Genomic DNA, 19,099 nt, shown 5'->3' with positions numbered 1-19,099 from the left:
AGACGTCATCGCCTGGCCTGCCCGGGCGATCCAGTATTGCAGAGACGGCGCGGCTAGAAACGAGAAGCCGCAACGTACTGGATCCCCCGCCTGCGCGGGGGATGACAGCGATCTTGTGGCTAGATCAACCCGCCACCGTCCGCCACGCGGCGCTGGTGGTAGTCGGTGTCGCCGAACGAGTTCTCGATCATGGTCAGGCGCTTGAAGTAATGGCCGATCTTCGCCTCCATGGTCATGCCGATGCCGCCGTGGAGCTGGATCGCCTGCTGTCCCACGAACTTCAGCGACTTGCCGATCTGCACCTTGGCCGCGGCAACGGCATTGCTGCGCTCCTTGGCGTCCTCGAAATCAGCAGCCATGGTCGCGAACATCGACATCGATCGCGCCTGCTCGGTGGCGACGAACATGTCGGAGGCGCGGTGCTGCAGCGACTGGAACGAGCCGATCGGCACCCCGAACTGCTTGCGCGTCTTGATGTACTCGACCGTGGTCTTGAGCGATTCGTCCATCAGGCCGACCGCTTCGGCGCAGAGCGCGATGCGGGCTTCGTCGACCACACGCTCGATCAGCGCGAGCGAGTGGTCGGGATTGCCGAGCGCCGCATCGGCACCGATTTCGACGCCGGTGAAGGTGATGTCGGCGGCATGCAGGCCGTCCTGGGTCGGGTACGACTTCTTGGCGACGCCCTTGGCGTCGGCGGGCACCAGGAACACGCCGATGCCGCTCTTGTCGCGGCGCTCGCCCCTGGTGCGCGCGGTGACGATGAGGGTATCTGCGTTCTCGCCGTTGAGCACGACGAACTTCTCGCCGTCGATGACCCAACCGTCGCCCTTCTTCTTCGCCGTCGTGGTGACGTCGAAGAGATCGTAGCGCGAGTTCTTCTCGAGCTGGGCAAAGGCGAGCGTCTTGCTGCCGTCTACGATACCGGGCACATGCGCGGCCTTCTGCGCATCGCTGCCCGCATGGCGCAGGAAGCCGCCGCCGATCACGACAGTTGCGAGGTAAGGCTCGAGCACCAGTGCCTTGCCGAGCGCCTCCATCACGATCATGGTCTCGACGCCGCCGCCGCCGAAGCCGCCATCGGCCTCCGCGAAGGGCAGACCGAGCAGGCCCTGCTCGGCGAGCTTGCCCCAGACCGCTTTGCTCCAGCCGCCCTTCTCCTTCATGTACTTCTTGCGGCTCTCGAAATCGTAGGAATCGCTCAAGAGGCCGTCGATGCTTTCCTTGAGAAGCCGTTGCTCCTCGTTCAGATCAAAATCCATGTTGTTTGCTCTCCGGTATCGATTTCGTCATGCCCGGTCTTGTGCCGGGCATCCACGTTCTTTCGTGGCGCTAGGCGTGGATGGCCGGGTCAGGCCCGGCCATGACGGTGAGTGCGTGTTGATGGTGTACGATCAAAGCCCCAGCACCGCCTTGGCGATGATGTTGCGCTGGATCTCGTTGGAGCCGCCGTAGATCGAGACCTTGCGGTTGTTGAAATAGCTCGGCGCGATCTGGGCGGTCCAGTCCATGGCTTCGTTCGAGCCGTCGTCGCCGTGCACGTCATAGGGTGCCGCGAACGGGCCGATCACCTCCATCAGCAGCTCGGTGGTGGTCTGCTGGATCTCGGAGCCCTTGATCTTCAGCACCGAGGAAGCCGGATTGGGCTTGCCTTTGCCGTGCTTGCCTTCGTCGGCGACGACGCGGAGCTGGGTGAGTTCGAGCGCCTTGAGCTCGATCTCGCAGGCCGCGAGCTTGTCGCGGAAGGCCGCGTCCTGAATGATCGGCTTGCCGCCGGATTCGACCTTGGAGGCGAGATCGCGGATGCGGCGGAGCCGCTCCTTGGAGACGCCGACCCGCGCGATGCCGGTGCGCTCATTGCCGAGCAGGAATTTCGCGTAATCCCAGCCCTTGTTCTCCTCGCCGATCAGGTTCTCGATGGGCACTTCGACGTCGTCGAAGAACACCTCGTTGACCTCGGCGCCGCCGTCGATGGTCTGGATCGGGCGCACCGTGACGCCCTTCGACTTCATCGAGAACACGATGAAGGAGATGCCCATCTGCTTCTTGGCGGACGGGTCGGTGCGGCAGAGGCAGAAGATCATGTCGGCGTGCTGGGCGAGCGTGGTCCAGGTCTTCTGGCCGTTGATGATCCACTTGTCGCCCTTGCGCTCGGCCTTCGTCTTCAGCGAGGCGAGGTCGGAGCCGGAGCCGGGCTCGGAGAAGCCCTGGCACCACCAGTCGTCGACATTGGCGATGCGCGGCAGATACTGCTTCTTCTGCTCTTCATTGCCGAAGGTGTAGATGACGGGACCCACCATGCTGACGCCGAAGGCGAGCGGCTGCGGCGCCGGATAGGACTGCAGCTCCTCGTTGAAGATATAGTGCTGCACGGAGGTCCAGCCGGTGCCGCCATATTGCTTGGGCCAGTGGCTGACGCCCCAGCCCTTCTTGTTGAGGATGCGCCACCACGTCACCATCTCGTCCTTCGAGAGGTGGCGGCCCTCGACCAGCTTGCGCCGCGTATCCGGCGGCACGTTGTCGCGGAAGAATGACCGCACTTCCTCGCGAAACGCCTGCTCTTCTTTCGTGAATGCGAGATCCATCGGATCCTCCTGTGAATGTGTCGTCCCGGCGAAGGCCGGGACCCATAACCACCGGCCTTCGTTGGTTTGCGAAGGCCATTGTTGTTCGCGTGCCACACTCCTGCTGCGGAGTATGGGTCCCGGCTTTCGCCGGGACGACGGTTACTGGACGACGGCTACTGCAACACCTCGAAAAGCCCCGCCGCGCCCATGCCGCCGCCGACGCACATGGTGACGACCGCGTACTTCGCCTTGCGGCGGCGGCCTTCAATCAGAGCGTGGCCGGTGAGGCGCGCGCCCGACATGCCGTAGGGATGGCCCACCGCGATCGCGCCGCCGTCGACATTGATCTTGTCGGGGTCGATGCCGAGCTTGTCGCGGCAATACAGCACCTGCACCGCGAAAGCTTCGTTCAGCTCCCACAGGCCGATGTCGTCGACGGTCAGGCCATGACGCTTGAGCAGGCGCGGCACGGCGAATACCGGGCCGATGCCCATCTCGTCCGGCTCGCAGCCGGCGGAGACGAATCCGCGGAAGATGCCGAGCGGGTTGAGCCCGCGCTTCGCCGCTTCCTTGTCGCTCATGATCACGCTCGCGCTGGCCCCGTCCGAAAGCTGGCTGGCATTGCCGGCGGTGACCGAAAATCCCTCACCGCGCACGGCCTTGAGGCCGGCGAGGCCTTCTGCGGTGGTCTCGGGGCGCGGGCCCTCGTCCTGCGACAGCGTGACGTCCTTGAACGAGACTGCACCGGTGGCCTTGTCGGTCACCGCCATCTTTGTGGTGATCGGCGCGAGTTCGTCCTTGAACTTCCCGCCCTGCTGGGCCGCGGCGGTGCGGCGCTGGCTCTCCAGCGAATAGTCGTCCTGCTTCTCGCGCGAGATGCCGTAGCGCTTGGCGACGATCTCGGCGGTGTCGATCATGGGCATGTAGACCTCGCCCTTGATCTCGAGCAGCGCCGGGTCCTGCGCGTGGAAGCCGTTCATCTTGTCGTTCTGCACCAGCGAGATGGACTCGCCGCCGCCGCCGACCGCGATCTCGACACCGTCGAAGATCACCGAACGCGCGGCGAGCGCGATCGCCTGCAGGCCCGAGGCGCATTGCCGGTCGATAGTGGTGCCGGCGACGGTGACGGGGAGACCGGCACGGAGCAGCGCCTTGCGCGCGATGTTGCCGCCGGTCGCGCCCTGCTGGAGTGCTGCGCCCATCACGACGTCCTCGACCTCCTTGGGGTCGATCTTGGCGCGCGCGACGGCCTCGCCGATGGCGTGGCCGAGCAGGGTTGCGCCCTCGGTGGCGTTGAGCGCGCCGCGATAGGCCTTCCCGATCGGGGTGCGGGCGGTGGAAACGATGACGGCGTCGGTCAAGAGCGATCTCCTGATGCAAGTTGGGTGGCAAGTTGGGCGGATTGTGACGGTTTCTGCCGCTGGCGCAATTCGTGGCGCGACAGCTTTCCGACCGGCGTGCGCGGCAGATCGTGGACGAATTCGACCTCCGCCGGCAATTCGTGCTTGCCGAGCTTGCCGGCGAGCTGAGCGCGCAGCTCGTCGAGCGAGAACGGCTTTGCATCCGTCTTCAGCTTGATGAAGGCTTTGGCGGCCTCGCCGCGGTACTGGTCGGGAATACCGAGCACGATCACCTCGTGCACGCCTGGTATGGTATAGATCGCCTGCTCGATCATCTGCGGATAGACGTTGAAGCCGCCAGAGATGATCATGTCCTTCTTGCGGTCGACCAGGAAGAAATAGCCGTCGGTATCGACATAGCCGATGTCGCCGGTGAGGAAGCGGCCGTCGACGAAGGCCTCCGCGGATCCTTCGGGCTTATTCCAGTAGCCTTTGGTGACGTTCGGGCCCTTGATGCGAATCTCGCCGACTTCGCCCGGCGGCAGCACCTTCGTGGGATCGTCCAGGGAAACGACGTCGAGCTCGATGCCGGGCAGCATCAGGCCGATCGAGCCGGGCTTATCGGGACCTGTGGGCGGATGGCCGGTGCCGGGCGAGCAGGTCTCGGTCATGCCCCAGCCGCTGCGGAGCTTCTTGCCGACTTTGCGCTCGAAGAAACTCGCGATCTCCACCGGCAGCGGCGCTCCCCCGGAGCCGATCGTCGCCAGCGAGGAGAAATCGCGCTTGTCGAGATCGGGAAGTGCTGCGATCGCGATCCACATAGTCGGCACGCCGGGAAAGTAGGTTGCGCGCTTGATTTCGATGTCGCGCATCACCGCTTCGACGTCAAAACGCTGATGCAGCGAGATCAGATTGCCGCGCCTGAGCGAGGACAGCAGCACGACGGTGAGCGCATAGATGTGGAACAGGGGCAGCACGCAGATCACGCGCTCGACGACGTCGCCACGCGTCGCGCGCGACGGCTTGCCCCAGACGTCGTAGATCGACACGGCCGAGGTGAGATTGCCGTGGGTCAGCATCGCGCCTTTGGGCAAGCCGGTGGTGCCACCGGTATATTGCAGCAGCGCGACGTCGTCGGCGCTCACTTGCCGCCACTCTGCCGGCGCGGTGGCGCCCTCGACAAAGGCCTTGAAGGTGACGATGCGGGGATCGCTGGGGATCGCAGCCTGCGGCGTGCCGACCTTACCCCAATTATCGTCCTCGCAGACCACCAGGCGGTCGATCAGGCCCTTCTCCAGGAATTTCAGCGCGGTCGGCAGCAACGCCGCCAGGTTAGAGGTGACGAGCAGGCGCGAACCGGAATCGGAGACCTTGTGCGTCAGCGCGATCTCGCCGTCGAGCGGTGAGAGATGCGCGACGCGGGCGCCGGCCTTCAGCGCGCCGAAGAAATTGACGGGATGGTCCGGCGTATTGCCGAGGAACAGCGCGACCGAACTGTTCTTGCCGTAGCCGGCGCGCAGGAAGGCGGCGGCTGCGCGCTCAGCCATCGCGGCGAGTTCGGTGTAGGTAATCGGATGGTCGCGGAATTCCAGCGCGGTGCGCGGGCCGTACTCGGCGGCGGCTTTTGCCAGCAGATCAGGCAGCGTGCCCTGGACGATGGTGTCGTCCCAGCGCACGCCCTCGGGATAAAACTGTTCGCCGGGATGGGTCATTAGGGGTCGTTACTCTGCAAGGCGGCCGCGACGATGTCGTGTGAGGTGGGCACAAGCGGACCGGCTCCCTTCTCCCTTGTGGGGAAAGGTTGGGGAAGGAGGTGGCCACAAACGCCGGCGCCCGGGGCTGCCCCCCTCCCTGACCCTCCCCCACAAGGGGGGAGGGAACGGAGAGAGCGTTGCCCGGGACGAGACATCACAGCCACCGCCAATCCAATCACGCCGCTTTCGAGCCCGCCGCGAGCGAGGCGAAGGTCTTGCCTTCGGCCGCGAGCTTCTTCAGCAGCGGCGCGGGCTCGAGGCTCGGATCGTTGGTCTCCTTGGCGTAGTAGGAGAGCCGATCGGCGATGTGCTTGAGGCCGACGGTGTCGGCCCAGAACATCGGGCCGCCGCGGTAGATCGGCCAGCCATAGCCATAGAGCCAGACCACGTCGATATCGGACGGGCGCGCGGCAATGCCCTCTTCCAGGATCTTCGCGCCCTCGTTGATCATCGGGTACATCATGCGCTCGAGGATCTCATCGTCGCTGACGACGCGCTTCTTGCGGCCCAAACGAAGCAGCGTCTCATCGATCAGCTTCTCGACTTCGGGATCGGGCAGCGCCGAACGGGAGCCGGCTTCGTATTTGTAATAGCCCTTGCCGGTCTTCTGGCCGAAGCGTCCGGCTTCGCAGAGCGCATCCGCGATCTCCGACTTGATGCCGCGGTCCTTGCGCGAGCGCCAGCCGATGTCGAGGCCGGCGAGGTCACCCATCGCGAACGGCCCCATCGGCATGCCGAACTTCGTCACGACGGCGTCGACCTGCTGCGGAAGCGCGCCTTCGAACAGCAGCTTCTCCGACTGCTTGCCGCGCTGGGCCAGCATGCGGTTGCCGACAAAGCCGTCGCAGACGCCGACCACGGCCGGCACTTTTGCGATCTTGCGCGCGATCGAGACCGCCGTCACGAGGGCATCCGGCGCGGTCTTGTCGGCGCGCACGATCTCGCACAATTTCATGACGTTGGCGGGCGAGAAGAAGTGCATGCCGAGCACGTCCTGCGGACGCTTGGTCGACTTCGCGATCTCGTCGATGTTCAGGTAGGAGGTGTTGGAGGCGAGCACGGCGCCCGGCTTGACGTACTGGTCGAGCTTGCCGAACACTTCCTTTTTCACTGCCATGGTCTCGAACACGGCTTCGATGACGAGGTCGGCGTCGCCGACGTTCTCGATGCCCACGACGCCGTTGATCAGCGCCATGCGCTTCGCGGGCGCATCCGCCGGGATGCCGCCCCGCGCCGCGGTCGCTTCCCAGTTCTTCTGCATGATGCCCATGCCGCGCTTGAGCTGCTCCTCGCCTGTCTCGATCAGGGTGACGGGAAAGCCGGCATTGGCAAAGGACATCGCGATGCCGCCGCCCATCGTGCCGGCGCCGAGGATGGCGACGCGGTTCACGGGCCGCGGCTTGGTCCCTTCAGGAACGCCGGCGATCTTGCTGGCCTCGCGCTCGGCGAAGAAGGCATAACGCTGCGCCTTGGACTGATCGCTGGCGACGAGCTTCAGGAAGCCCTCGCGCTCCTTCTTCAGACCTTCGTCGAACGGCAGGTCGATGGCGTAGCCGACGGCGTCGGCCGCCGCGAACGGCGCTTCCAGGCCGCGCGACTTCTTGGTCATGGCGGCGACCGCATTGGTGAAGATCGAGCGGTCGGCCTTGGCCGCCGCGATCTTGGAGTCGTCGTCACGCAGGCGGCGCAGCGGACGCTTCTCAGCCAGCAGCTTTCGTACGAAGGCTTCGCCTCCGGCGGCCGGGCCCTCGACGATCTCCTCGATCAGACCGTTCTTCAGCGCTTCCGCCGCACCGATCGGATCACCGCCGACGATCATCTTGACCGCGAGCTCCGGTCCAACAGCGCGCGGCAGGCGCTGGGTGCCGCCGGCGCCCGGCAGCAGGCCGAGCTTCACCTCGGGGAGGCCGAGCTTGGCTTCCTTCACCGCGACGCGGAAATGACAGGCGAGCGCGACCTCGAGGCCACCGCCGAGCGCGGTGCCGTGGATCGCAGCCACGACCGGCTTCGGTGAATTCTCGATCTCGGAAAGCACGTCGTTAAGGGCGGGCGGCTTCGGCGGCTTGCCGAATTCGGTGATGTCGGCGCCCGCGATGAAGGTGCGGCCGGCACAGGTCAGCACGATGCCCTTGATGACGGGATCTGCGACCGCCGCCTTGATGCACTCCAGAATTCCGCCGCGAACCGCAGCGCTCAGTGCGTTGACCGGAGGGCTGTCGACCGTGACGATCCCGACTTCGTCATGACGCTCAAGCTTGACCACTTCGCTCACGGTGTCCCTCCTTGGTGGGGTAACTTTGTTCAATTTCGCATTGCGGAATTTAATTCCGCATCTTGACGGCAGGGTTATTTTGAAGCACGTGGCTTGTCAACGACTCCGCGCAAGAAGCAGATCAGGGATGAAGCGTACAGGAAAGAAGACAGCGACCGATCGGAATTTCGTCGTCGCGCTTTCCCGCGGACTTGACGTATTGCGCGCATTCCAGCCCAGCGACGGACTTCTTGGCAATCAGGAAATCGCGGCCCGCACCAATTTGCCCAAGCCGACGGTTTCGCGGCTGACCTATACCTTGACCAAGCTCGGCTATCTGACGCCGGTTCCCCGCTTCGAGAAATATCAGCTTGCGCCGGCCGCGATGGCGCTCGGCTACGCCGCGTTGTCCAATCTCGGCGTTCGGCATTTGTCCGAGCCGTTTCGCGAGGAAATGATGCGTGCGACCGGCGGTGCCGTCGCCATCGGCGGCCGCGACCGGCACAGCATGATCTATTTCGGGCAGAGCCGTGGCAGCGAGACGGTCGGCGTTCAACTGGACGTCGGCTCCCGGGTGCCGATTGCAACCAGCGCGATGGGCCGCGCCTATTTCTGGGCACTCGACGAAGACAATCGCGCTGAACTGTCCCGCGTCTTGCGCGAACATTACGGCAGCCGCTGGCCCAAGATGCGCGACGGCTTGGAACGTTCCGGCGAGACGGTCGCGAAATATGGATTTGCGATTTCGGTCGGCGACTGGCACGACGACATCGGCGCCGCCGGCGTCGCGCTCAGGCTCAACGACGGAACCGGTCCCTACGCATTCAATTGCGGCGCGCCCGCATTCCGCTTCACGGAAGAGCGTTTGATCAACGACATTGGACCGCGTCTGCTTGCGATGGTAAGGAACATCGAAGCGGCACTCGGGGGTCTGATGCCGCATTCCAAAAAAGACGTCAGCAAAAAGCTGAAATCAGGAGGGAAAGTTGCGCGTGTGGCCGAGGGGATCAGATAGCCTTTGTCATCATCGGGAGCGGTTCACATCGCCCCTTCGCTCACTGAACACAGTGGGCGAGACGAGATGACGCAGGCACAGCTCGCGCAGGGGACATCGCCCCTGCTCGCGGTTCGCGACGTCAGCGTCGTGTTCGGCGGCATCGTCGCGCTCAATGGTGTGTCCTTTGACATGCACAAGGGCCAGATCCTCGGCTTGATCGGCCCCAACGGCGCCGGCAAGACCACGCTCTTCAACTGCCTCTCGCGGCTCTACCAGCCGTCGTCCGGCGACATCCTGATGGAGGGCGCGAGCATCCTGACGCGCCCGCCGCACCGGATCGCGGAGATCGGCATCGGCCGCACCTTCCAGAACGTGGCGCTGTTTCCGAATTTGTCGGTGATGGACAATGTCCGCGTCGGCACCCATGCCCGCACCTCCAGCGACATCATCAGTGACTCGCTGCGGCTGGCCTGGGTTCGCCGCAGCGAGAGCGACGTCAACAAGAAGGTGCACGAGATCCTCGCCTATCTCGACCTCGAGGACGTTGCCCACACCGTTGTGTCGGGCCTGCCGTTCGGCACGCAGAAGCGCGTCGAGCTGGCGCGCGCGCTCGCTGCCGATCCGAAGATCCTGCTGCTCGACGAGCCCGCCGGCGGGCTCAACCACGAGGAAGTCCACGTGCTCGGCGACCTCATCCGCCGCATCCGCGACGAACGCCACATGACCGTGCTGCTGGTCGAGCATCACATGGGCCTCGTGATGTCGATCGCCGACCACGTCGTCGCGCTGAATTTCGGCAAGAAGCTCGCGGAAGGCACGCCCGCCCAGGTGCAGGCGGATCCCGACGTCATCAAGGCCTATCTCGGGAGCAAGGACCAATGACGACACTGCTCAACGTCAAGGACCTGCGCGCCTATTACGGCCAGGTCCAGGCGCTCCACGGCCTCTCCTTCTCGCTCAGCGAGGGATCGCTGACCACGCTGCTGGGGGCGAACGGCGCCGGCAAGACCACCACGCTGCGCGCGATCTGCAACATGGTGCGCTCGACCGGCGGCATCGAGTTCGACGGCAAGCCGCTGAATAACCGCTCCACCGAGAGCATCGTTCGGTTCGGCATCGCCCATGTGCCGCAGGGCCGCGGCACTTTCACCACCATGACGGTGGAGGAAAACCTCCAGCTCGGCGCCATCACCCGCAAGGACAGCGCCGGCATCGTCTCCGACATCGAGCGCATGTATGCGCATTTCCCGGTGCTCAAGCAGCGGCACACGCAGCAGGCCGGCACGCTCTCGGGCGGCGAGCAGCAGATGCTGGCGGTCGCCCGCGCCCTGATGCTGCGGCCGCGGCTGATGCTGCTGGACGAGCCTTCGTTCGGCCTGGCGCCGCTGGTGGTGCGCGACCTGTTCGGCATCCTCGGCAAGATCAACCGCGAGGACAAGGTGTCGATCCTGGTGGTCGAGCAGAACGCCCAGCTCGCGCTGGAGCTCGCCGACCAGGCCTATGTGATCGAGACCGGGCGCATCGTGATGTCGGGCAACGCCAAGGACATCGCGAACAACGAAGAAATCCGCAAATCCTACCTGGGTTACTGAGGAGCCGGCACGATGGAGCTGTTCACCAACCAAGTGCTGGCCGGCATCGCCACGGGCGCGATCTACGCCTGCATGGCGCTCGCCGTGGTCATGATCTATCAGGCGATCGACCATCTCAACTTCGCCCAGGGTGAGATGGCGATGTTCTCGACCTTCATCTCCTGGCAGCTGATGCAATGGGGCATCCCATATTGGGCTGCCTTCGTGATCACGCTGGCATTGTCCTTTGTCGGCGGCATCGCGATCGAGCGCATCCTGTTCAAGCCGCTCGCCAAGGCGCCGGTGCTGACCAACGTCGCCGGCTTTATCGCGCTGTTCGCGATCATCAACTCCTCGGCCGGCCTGATCTGGGACTTCACCATTAAGCAGTATCCGACCCCGTTCGGCTCCTCGCCCTTCCTCGGCAGCCAGCTGATCTCGACCCACCAGGCCGGCATGATCGGCGTCACCGTGCTGCTGCTGCTCGGCCTCTACTTCTTCTTCCAGTACACCAAGATCGGCCTCGCCATGCGCGCGGCCGCCTCCGTGCCTGAATCGGCCCGACTGGTCGGCATCAACACGAGCTGGATGATCGCGCTCGGCTGGGGCATGGCGTCCGCGATCGGTGCGATCGCCGGCATGCTGATCGCACCGGTCGTGTTCCTCGAGCCCAATATGATGGGCGGCGTGCTGATCTACGGCTTCGCCGCGGCGGTGCTCGGCGGACTGACCAGCCCGTTCGGCGCCGTGGTCGGCGGCTTCCTGGTCGGCGTCTTCGAGAACCTCGCCGGCACCTACATTCCCGGCGTCGGCAACGAGCTGAAGCTTCCGATCGCGCTCGCGCTGATCATTTCTGTCCTGGTCGTCAAACCCGCTGGCCTGTTCGGCCGGCAAATCGTCAAGCGAGTTTGATCATGAGCGCTGCAGAAGACGTCGTCACGGAAGCCCCGGCCGTCGAGGCGGTTCCGAAGCGGGCGATGACGCTGGGCACGGGCACCTCCCTGTTGGTGCTGGCGGTGCTGTTGATCGTGCCGGTGTTCGTCAAGAACTTCATCATCTTCCAGATGACGATGCTCCTGATCTACGGGCTCGCGGTGCTGGCCTTGAACATCCTGACGGGCGGCTCCGGCCAGTTCTCGCTCGGCCAGAGCGCCTTCTACGCCGTGGGCGCTTATACGTCGGCGGTGCTGATGGAGTACTTCAACGTCAACTATGCGCTGACAATTCCGATTTCCGCCGCGGTCTGCTTCGCATTCGGCTACCTGTTCGGCAAGCCGGCACTGCGGCTGTCGGGCGTCTATCTCGCGCTCGCGACCTTTGCGCTTGCCACCGCGATGCCGCAGCTGCTGAAGCTGAACTTCCTCGAGCACTGGACCGGCGGCGTGCAGGGTCTCGTCGTCACCAAGCCCGACGCGCCGTTCGGGCTGCCTATGTCGCAGGACACCTGGCTCTACTACTTCTCGCTCGCCGTCGTGCTCGCGATCTACATCTTCTCGGTCAACCTGCTGCGCTCCCGGTCGGGCCGCGCCTTCATGGCGATCCGCGACAACGAGATCGCGGCCTCCTCGATGGGCGTCAACGTCGCACTGTACAAGACGCTGGCCTTCGGCGTGTCCGCCGGCATCACCGGCGTTGCCGGCTCGCTTGGCGCCATCGCCGTGCAGTTCGTCGCGCCCGACAGCTACACGATCACGCTGGCGATCTCGCTGTTCCTCGGCATGGTCGTCGGTGGCGTCGGCTGGCTGCCCGGCTCGTTCGTCGGCGCCGCCTTCATCATCTTCGTGCCGAACATGGCGGAGGGCATCTCCAAGGGCCTCTCCGGCGCGGTGTTCGGCGTCCTCCTGTTCGCCGTCATCTACCTCGTGCCGCACGGCGCGAGGCAGATTGCGATCATGGGCCAGCAACTCGTCGGCCGGCTCAGAAAGAACTGACAACCCGTTGATTAAGCTAAGGAGACCCGAATTGTTTTTTGAAAGAACACTGCGAACCGCTGCGCTGGTGACGGCAACGGCGGTCATCACTCTCACCTCCGGCGCCGCATTTGCCCAGAAAAAATACGACACCGGCGCGTCCGATACCGAGATCAAGATCGGCAACATCATGCCGTATAGCGGTCCGGCCTCGGCCTATGGCATCATCGGCAAGACCGAAGAAGCCTACTTCAAGATGATCAACGACAAGGGTGGCATCAACGGCCGCAAGATCAACTTCGTCACCTATGACGACGGCTATTCGCCGCCGAAGGCCGTCGAGCAGGTCCGCAAGCTGGTCGAGAGCGACGAGGTGATCGTCGTGTTCAACCCGCTCGGCACGCCCTCGAACAGCGCGATCCAGAAATACCTCAACGCCAAGAAGATCCCGCAGCTGTTCGTCGCCACCGGCGCCACCAAGTGGAATGACCCGAAGAACTTCCCCTGGACCATGGGCTGGCAGCCGTCCTACCAGAGCGAAGCGCAGATCTACGCGAAATGGCTGTTGAAGGAAAAGCCGGACGCCAAGATCGCGATCCTCTATCAGAACGACGATTTCGGCAAAGACTACCTCAAGGGCACCAAGGACGGCCTGGGCGCCAAGGGCGCGTCCATGATCATCATGGAAGAAAGCTATGAGGTGTCGGAACCGTCGATCGACGGTCACATCGTCAAGATCAAGGCTGCCAATCCCGACGTCCTGCTGATCTACGCGACCCCGAAGTTCGCGGCCCAGACCATCAAGAAGACCGCCGAGTTGAGCTGGAAGCCGCTGCAGATCCTCACCAACGTGTCGATCTCGGTCGGCAGCGTGATGAAGCCGGCCGGCTTCGAGGCCTCGCAGGGCGTGCTGTCGGCGGCCTATGCCAAGGACTCCACGGACCCGCAGTGGGCCAACGACCCCGGCATGAAGAAGTGGAACGAGTTCGTCGACAAGTACATGCCGGGTGCCGACAAGTCCGACACCAGCATGGTCTACGGCTACGGCGCGGCGTCGACGCTGGCCAAGGTCCTGGAGATGTGCGGCGACGATCTGACCCGGGCCAACATCATGAAGCAGGCGGCCTCGTTGAAGGATTTCGCACCGGACACCCTGCTGCCCGGCGTCAAGATCAACACCAGCCCAACCGACTTCGCCCCGATCGCCCAGCTCCAGATGCAGCGTTTCAAGGGCGAGAAGTGGGAACTCTTCGGCGAGATCATCAGCGGCGACATCGCCACGGAGTGACGCTCTGACGCTATAGTCCGACACATCGAGAAGCCCCCGCGAACGAATCGCGGGGGCTTTTTGTTGACGTCCCCCATCAATCTTGTTCAATGCGGCGGCGATCCGTTCCGGGTGGAGAAAGATGACTGCCGTTCGATTTCAGGTTGCGGGCTTTCTGGCCGCATTCGCGTTGTGCACTGCGATGAGCGGCCCGGTCCTGGCGCAGAAGAAATACGACAGCGGCGCTTCCGATACCGAGATCAAGATCGGCAACATCATGCCCTATAGCGGCCCGGCCTCCGCCTATGCGGCGATCGGCAAGGCCGAGGAAGCCTATTTCAACAAGATCAATGCCGAGGGCGGCATCGGCGGCCGCAAGATCAAGTTCATCTCCTACGACGACGGCTATTCGCCGCCGAAGACGGTGGAGCAGGCCCGCAAGCTGGTCGAGAGCGACGGGGTGCTGCTGATCTTCGGCTCGCTCGGCACCTCCACCAACGGTGCCATCCGCAAATACATGAACGAGAAGAAGGTGCCGCAATTGTTCGTGGCGAGCGGCGCCTCGAAGTGGAACGATCCGAAGCAATATGCCTGGACCATGGGCTGGCAGCCGAGCTACGCCAGCGAGGCGCGCATCTACGCCAAGTACATCATGAAGGAGAAGCCGGACGGGAAGATCGGCGTGCTCTATCAGAACGACGATTTCGGCAAGGACTATCTGAAAGGGCTGAAAGAAGGCCTTGGACCCAAGGCCTCGATGATCGTGCTGGAAGATGGCTACGACACGTCGGAGCCGGCAATCGACGAGCACGTCGTGAAATTGAAAGCCTCGGGCGCCGACATCTTCGTCAGCATCACCACACCGAAATTTGCAGCGCAGGCGATCAAGAAGGCGGCCGAGATCAGCTGGCATCCGGTCCACATCATCTCCAACGTCTCGGCCTCGGTCGGCGGCGTGCTCGAGCCGGCGGGGCTCGAGATCTCGCAAGGGATCCTGTCGGCGAGCTACACCAAGGACGCCTCCGACCCGCAATGGAATGCCGATGACGGCATGAAGAAATTCTACAACTTCCTCGCCAAATACGATCCCAAGGCCAACAAGCTCGATGCCGGCGTGGTGTTCGGCTATGCCGCCGCGCAGACCATGGTGAAGGTGCTGCAAATGTGCGGCGACGACCTCACCCGCGACAACGTCATGAAGCAGGCCGCCTCCTTGAAGGATTTCCAGCCCGACACGCTGTTGCCAGGCATCAAGATCAACACCGCAGCCGACGATTTCGGCCCGATCGAGCAGCTCCAGATGATGCGCTTCAAGGGCAAGAAGTGGGAGCTGTTCGGGGACGTGATCTCGAGCGAGCTCGACCACTGAAGCCGCGCAACTCAAACTCGCTCCTGATCGGCTCATCAACTCAAGCGGATGTATCTTCTCGCAGTCGCACACGAGCGCGCGGCCGCCCCTGACTACTAAAGAAGCAGCCTCCGCGACCCCGCCGCAGGGGCTTTCTGTTGTAGGCATCAGGTAAATCGTATTGAATTGCGGCTGCGTCACCAAAAACAGGCAACACAAGAAAAGGGACGCACACACACCAAGAAAATAGGGAGATAGGAATGCCCGCTGTCACCGGCAAACTTGCGGCCGCGTCACTGGCGCTCGCGCTCATTGCGGCCTTGGCCTCCACTGCATCGGCCCAGAAGAAATACGACACCGGCGCGACCGATACCGAGATCAAGGTCGGCAACATCATGCCTTACAGCGGACCGGCCTCCGCCTACGGCATCATCGGACGGACCGAAGCTGCCTATTTCAAGAAGATCAACGACGAAGGCGGCATCAACGGTCGCAAGATCAACTTCATCAGCTACGACGACGCCTACTCGCCGCCGAAAACGGTGGAGCAGGCGCGCAAGCTGGTCGAGAGCGACGAGGTGCTGTTCATCTTCAACTCGCTCGGCACGCCGCCGAACTCGGCGATCCACAAATACATGAACTCGAAGAAGGTGCCGCAGCTCTTCGTCGCCACCGGCGCCACCAAGTGGAACGATCCGCAGAACTTCCCCTGGACCATGGGGTGGCAGCCCAACTACCAGAGCGAGACGCAGATCTACGCGAAGTGGCTGCTGAAGAACAAGCCCGACGCCAAGATCGCCGTGCTGTTCCAGAACGACGATTACGGCAAGGATTATCTCAAGGGCCTGAAGGACGGCCTCGGCGCCAAAGCCGCGTCGATGATCGTCGTGGAGGAGAGCTACGAGACCTCCGAACCGACCATCGACAACCACATCGTCAAGCTGAAGTCGACCGGCGCCGACGTCTTCATGAACATCACGACGCCGAAATTCGCAGCCCAGGCGATCAAGAAGAACGCCGAGATCGGCTGGAAGCCGCTGCACTTCCTCAACAACGTCTCTGCCTCCGTCGGCAGCGTGATGAAGCCTGCCGGCTTCGAGAACGGCCAGGACATCATCTCGGCCGATTATCTGAAGGACGTCTCGGATCCGCAGTGGGCCAATGATGCCGGCATGAAGGACTTTCTCGCCTTCATGACCAAATACTTCCCCGAGGGCGACAAGCTCGATAAGGGCACGATCGTCGGCTATGCCGTGGCCCAGACCCTGGTTCAGGTCTTGAAGCAGTGCGGTGACGATCTCACGCGCGAGAACGTCATGAAGCAAGCGGCGAATCTGAAGGACTTCCGCACCGAGGCCCTGCTGCCGGGCGTGAAGATCAACACCTCGCCGACCGATTTCGCGCCGATCAGCCAGCTTCAACTCGAGAAGTTCAAAGGCGAGAAGTTTGAGCTGTTCGGAGACGTGATCAGCGCCGACGTCGGCGGCTAGCCCCATCAAGGACGCGACGACGGACCCCCCTGCGAACCATCGCAGGGGGTTTTTGCTTGCGCGGCGATTATGATCACGCGATTGCACAATCGAATGATGGCAAAGCCGGCTTACGCTTTGGCGCATGATGCGGTAGGCAGGTGAGCGGCGCGTTCGCCGCCAGTCTTTCCTGTCCGCTCAAGGCCCTTCGTCATGACCGACCGACGCCCCCTGCTCCGCGCGCTCTACGACGCCGCCGTTGCCGCCGCTCATCCGAGCACAACTCTGGCGCCGCACCTGCGGCCCGCGCCAAAGGGACGCGTGATCTGTCTCGCCGCCGGCAAGGGCGCGGCCGCGATGGCCGCCGCCGCCGAGCGGCATTATCTCGACACGCTCGGGCTCGCACCGGAACGCCTCGTCGGCATCGCCACCACGCGTCACGGCTACGGCGTGCCGACGCGCCGCATCCGCGTGGTCGAGGCCGGTCATCCCGTGCCTGACGAAGCCGGCCTGAAGGGCGCGGCCGATACGCTCGCGCTCGCAGCCGAGGCCGGGCCGGACGATTTGCTTCTGGTGCTGCTCACCGGCGGCGGCTCGGCGAACTGGATCGCACCCGTCAACGGCATCAGCTTCGCGCAGAAACAGGCGGTCAACAAAGCGCTGCTCCGCTCCGGCGCGCCGATCGGCGAGATGAATGTCGTGCGCAAGCATCTGTCGCGGATCAAGGGCGGGCGGCTGGCGCGCGCGGGCAAAAATGCCGCCGAGATCGTGACGCTCGCGATCTCCGACGTGCCGCATGACGACCCTTCCGCGATCGCCTCGGGTCCGACCGTGCCCGATCCGACCACGCTCAATGATGCCCGCGCCATCGTCGCCAGGTACAAGCTCGACATCGACGATGCCGTGCGCCGCGCGCTGGAGGACCCCGCCAACGAGAGCTGCAAGCCCGGTGATGCCGCCTTCGCGCGCGCGCATTTCGAATTGATCGCACGTCCGAAGCAATCGCTCGACGCTGCGGTCAAACTCGCGCATGAGGCCGGTTACGAGACGATCGATCTCGGCGCCGACCTCGAAGGGGAGGCCCGCGACGTTGCCGCCGATCACGCCAGGCTGGCGCTTCAGGCCCGCGCGCAGGGCAAGCGGGTCGCGATCCTCTCCGGCGGCGAGCTCACGGTCACCGTGCGCGGCAATGGCCGCGGCGGGCCGAACCAGGAATATGCGCTGGCGCTCGCCGGCCTCTTGAAGGACACGCCTGACATCTCCGCGCTCGCCGGCGACACCGACGGCGCCGATGGCGGTGCCGGCAATCCCACTGATCCCGCCGGCGCGCTGATCGACGCGGCGACGTTCGCGAAGATGGCGGCGCAGCGGCTGCAGCCGCAGGCCTATCTCGACAACAACGACGCGACCACGTTCTTCGAGGCGACGGGCGATCTGTTGCTGCCGGGGCCTACGCTGACCAATGTGAACGACATCAGGGTAATCCTGGTCGACTGACACGGTGGCATCGCCATCCCGCCGGCGCCCCGCGCGGTTCGGCGGACGACATGGTTAACGATCTCTGAATTCTCGTCGGTGTCCTCTTTTCCAGGGGGCGGGCATCGCCGCCCTTAACCTCGCGTTCGCCGCAGTTTCAGGAACATGTCCCGAAATTGGGCGAATTGTCGGGCTGATCTACCGCGAGATGTACGCGCTCTCGCCCGACCAGGTGCACCCGGGCACGCCGATCAAGGACCTGATCGAGCATCGGCTCAAACTGGGCCTGAGCATCGGCGGAGAAGCCGGCGCCTATGTCCGTGCCCGCACCGAGGGTTCGGTCGTCAGTGAGCAGACGGTCCAGCAGTTCGCCGACGGACGAATCATCGCCTACACCATTCATCCCCTGCCCGACGGCGGCGGCATGGCGACGCACGAGGACATTACAGAGCGCGAAGAGCTCAGTCGGCGGTTGCAGGAGCGCAATTTTCAGTTCGACATCGCGATCAACAACATGTCGCACGGACTCTGCTTCTTCAGCGCCGACCATCGGCTGGTGGTCTGCAACACGCACTTTATCGAGATGTACGGCCTGCCGCCCGACCGCGTTCGTCCGGGCACGCCGCTCCAGGAGATCCTCGACCTACGCTACGAGGTCGGCAGCGTGCCGGCGATGACGCGGGAGGAATACGCCAAATGGCGGACCGATGTCGCCATGTCAGCCGAGGCCATGGACAGCATCGTCGAGATGCAGAACGGGCGAACCTTCAAGATCAGGCACCGACCGATGCCCGATCTCAGGTGGGTCGCGACCCACGAAGACATCACCGAGCAGCGCAAGGCGGAATTGCAGATCGCGCATATGGCGCACTACGACGCGCTGACGGACCTCGCCAATCGCGCCCTGCTCGGTCAGCGCCTCAAGCAGGCGCTCGAACAGGGCGGGATGTTCGCGATCCACCACGTCGATCTCGACAAGTTCAAGGCCGTCAACGACACCCTGGGCCACCAGGCCGGCGACATCCTGCTGCAGGATGTCAGCCGCCGCCTCAAGCAGCTCGCGCGCGACAGCGATACGGTCGCGCGCATGGGTGGCGATGAATTCGTGATCCTCCAGACGCCGATTTCCGATTCGAGCGAGGCGGACCT

Annotated in this window: 14 protein-coding genes and 1 pseudogene; 10 read left to right on the top strand and 5 right to left on the bottom strand. The window is 64.0% G+C overall.

Annotation, left to right across the window (positions count from 1 at the left end):
• Positions 1-119: 119 nt before the first annotated feature.
• The 5 genes from pimD to ACIPUD_RS23205 form a co-directional block, all read right to left on the bottom strand.
• Entirely contained in the window at positions 120-1,262 is a 1,143-nt protein-coding gene (pimD, locus tag ACIPUD_RS23225) for a pimeloyl-CoA dehydrogenase small subunit (RefSeq protein WP_446481616.1), read from the bottom strand.
• 132 nt (positions 1,263-1,394) lie between these two features.
• Positions 1,395-2,585, bottom strand: a complete 1,191-nt coding sequence (gene pimC, locus ACIPUD_RS23220; RefSeq protein ID WP_018454712.1) for a pimeloyl-CoA dehydrogenase large subunit — start codon at positions 2,583-2,585, stop codon at positions 1,395-1,397.
• Positions 2,586-2,740: 155 nt separating this feature from the next.
• Positions 2,741-3,928, bottom strand: coding sequence for an acetyl-CoA C-acyltransferase (locus ACIPUD_RS23215; RefSeq protein ID WP_085351713.1), 1,188 nt, complete (start codon positions 3,926-3,928; stop codon positions 2,741-2,743).
• Positions 3,925-5,619 (bottom strand): dicarboxylate--CoA ligase PimA, encoded by a 1,695-nt coding sequence (pimA, locus tag ACIPUD_RS23210; RefSeq protein ID WP_446481615.1) that lies wholly within the window; start codon positions 5,617-5,619, stop codon positions 3,925-3,927. The genes ACIPUD_RS23215 and pimA overlap by 4 nt, the downstream gene beginning before the upstream one ends.
• Positions 5,620-5,836: 217 nt before the next feature.
• Positions 5,837-7,933: a 3-hydroxyacyl-CoA dehydrogenase NAD-binding domain-containing protein gene (locus ACIPUD_RS23205; protein ID WP_085361633.1), complete on the bottom strand. Its 2,097-nt coding sequence runs from the start codon at positions 7,931-7,933 to the stop codon at positions 5,837-5,839.
• 127 nt (positions 7,934-8,060) lie between these two features.
• Between ACIPUD_RS23205 and ACIPUD_RS23200 the strand changes: the two genes are divergently transcribed.
• From ACIPUD_RS23200 to ACIPUD_RS23155, 10 genes and pseudogenes are all read left to right on the top strand, one after another.
• A complete protein-coding gene (locus ACIPUD_RS23200; RefSeq protein ID WP_018458483.1) occupies positions 8,061-8,927 on the top strand; it encodes an IclR family transcriptional regulator in 867 nt (288 codons plus the stop codon).
• A gap of 66 nt (positions 8,928-8,993) precedes the next feature.
• Positions 8,994-9,791 (top strand): ABC transporter ATP-binding protein, encoded by a 798-nt coding sequence (locus ACIPUD_RS23195; protein WP_085361635.1) that lies wholly within the window; start codon positions 8,994-8,996, stop codon positions 9,789-9,791.
• Positions 9,788-10,501 (top strand): ABC transporter ATP-binding protein, encoded by a 714-nt coding sequence (locus tag ACIPUD_RS23190; RefSeq protein ID WP_007599709.1) that lies wholly within the window; start codon positions 9,788-9,790, stop codon positions 10,499-10,501. The genes ACIPUD_RS23195 and ACIPUD_RS23190 overlap by 4 nt, the downstream gene beginning before the upstream one ends.
• A gap of 12 nt (positions 10,502-10,513) precedes the next feature.
• Positions 10,514-11,392: a branched-chain amino acid ABC transporter permease gene (locus tag ACIPUD_RS23185; protein WP_007599708.1), complete on the top strand. Its 879-nt coding sequence runs from the start codon at positions 10,514-10,516 to the stop codon at positions 11,390-11,392.
• A gap of 2 nt (positions 11,393-11,394) precedes the next feature.
• Complete coding sequence (locus ACIPUD_RS23180; RefSeq protein WP_026233593.1) at positions 11,395-12,411, top strand: branched-chain amino acid ABC transporter permease; 1,017 nt, start codon at positions 11,395-11,397, stop codon at positions 12,409-12,411.
• Positions 12,412-12,442: 31 nt separating this feature from the next.
• Entirely contained in the window at positions 12,443-13,678 is a 1,236-nt protein-coding gene (locus ACIPUD_RS23175; protein WP_026233592.1) for an ABC transporter substrate-binding protein, read from the top strand.
• Positions 13,679-13,799: 121 nt separating this feature from the next.
• The gene (locus ACIPUD_RS23170) at positions 13,800-15,026 is read left to right on the top strand and encodes an ABC transporter substrate-binding protein (protein WP_446481614.1); all 1,227 of its coding nucleotides are present in this window, start codon (positions 13,800-13,802) and stop codon (positions 15,024-15,026) included.
• A 239-nt stretch (positions 15,027-15,265) separates the two neighbouring features.
• A complete protein-coding gene (locus ACIPUD_RS23165; RefSeq protein ID WP_204513262.1) occupies positions 15,266-16,495 on the top strand; it encodes an ABC transporter substrate-binding protein in 1,230 nt (409 codons plus the stop codon).
• A 192-nt stretch (positions 16,496-16,687) separates the two neighbouring features.
• Positions 16,688-17,971: a glycerate kinase type-2 family protein gene (locus ACIPUD_RS23160; protein ID WP_446481613.1), complete on the top strand. Its 1,284-nt coding sequence runs from the start codon at positions 16,688-16,690 to the stop codon at positions 17,969-17,971.
• Positions 17,972-18,158: 187 nt separating this feature from the next.
• Positions 18,159-19,097: pseudogene (locus ACIPUD_RS23155) on the top strand (PAS-domain containing protein); the annotation flags it as partial.
• Between the last annotated feature and the right edge of the window lie 2 nt (positions 19,098-19,099).

Source organism: Bradyrhizobium sp. CAR08, from assembly GCF_052871955.1.
Note: the sequence above shows the minus strand (reverse complement) of the source record. Positions and strands in the feature narration are given on the sequence as shown.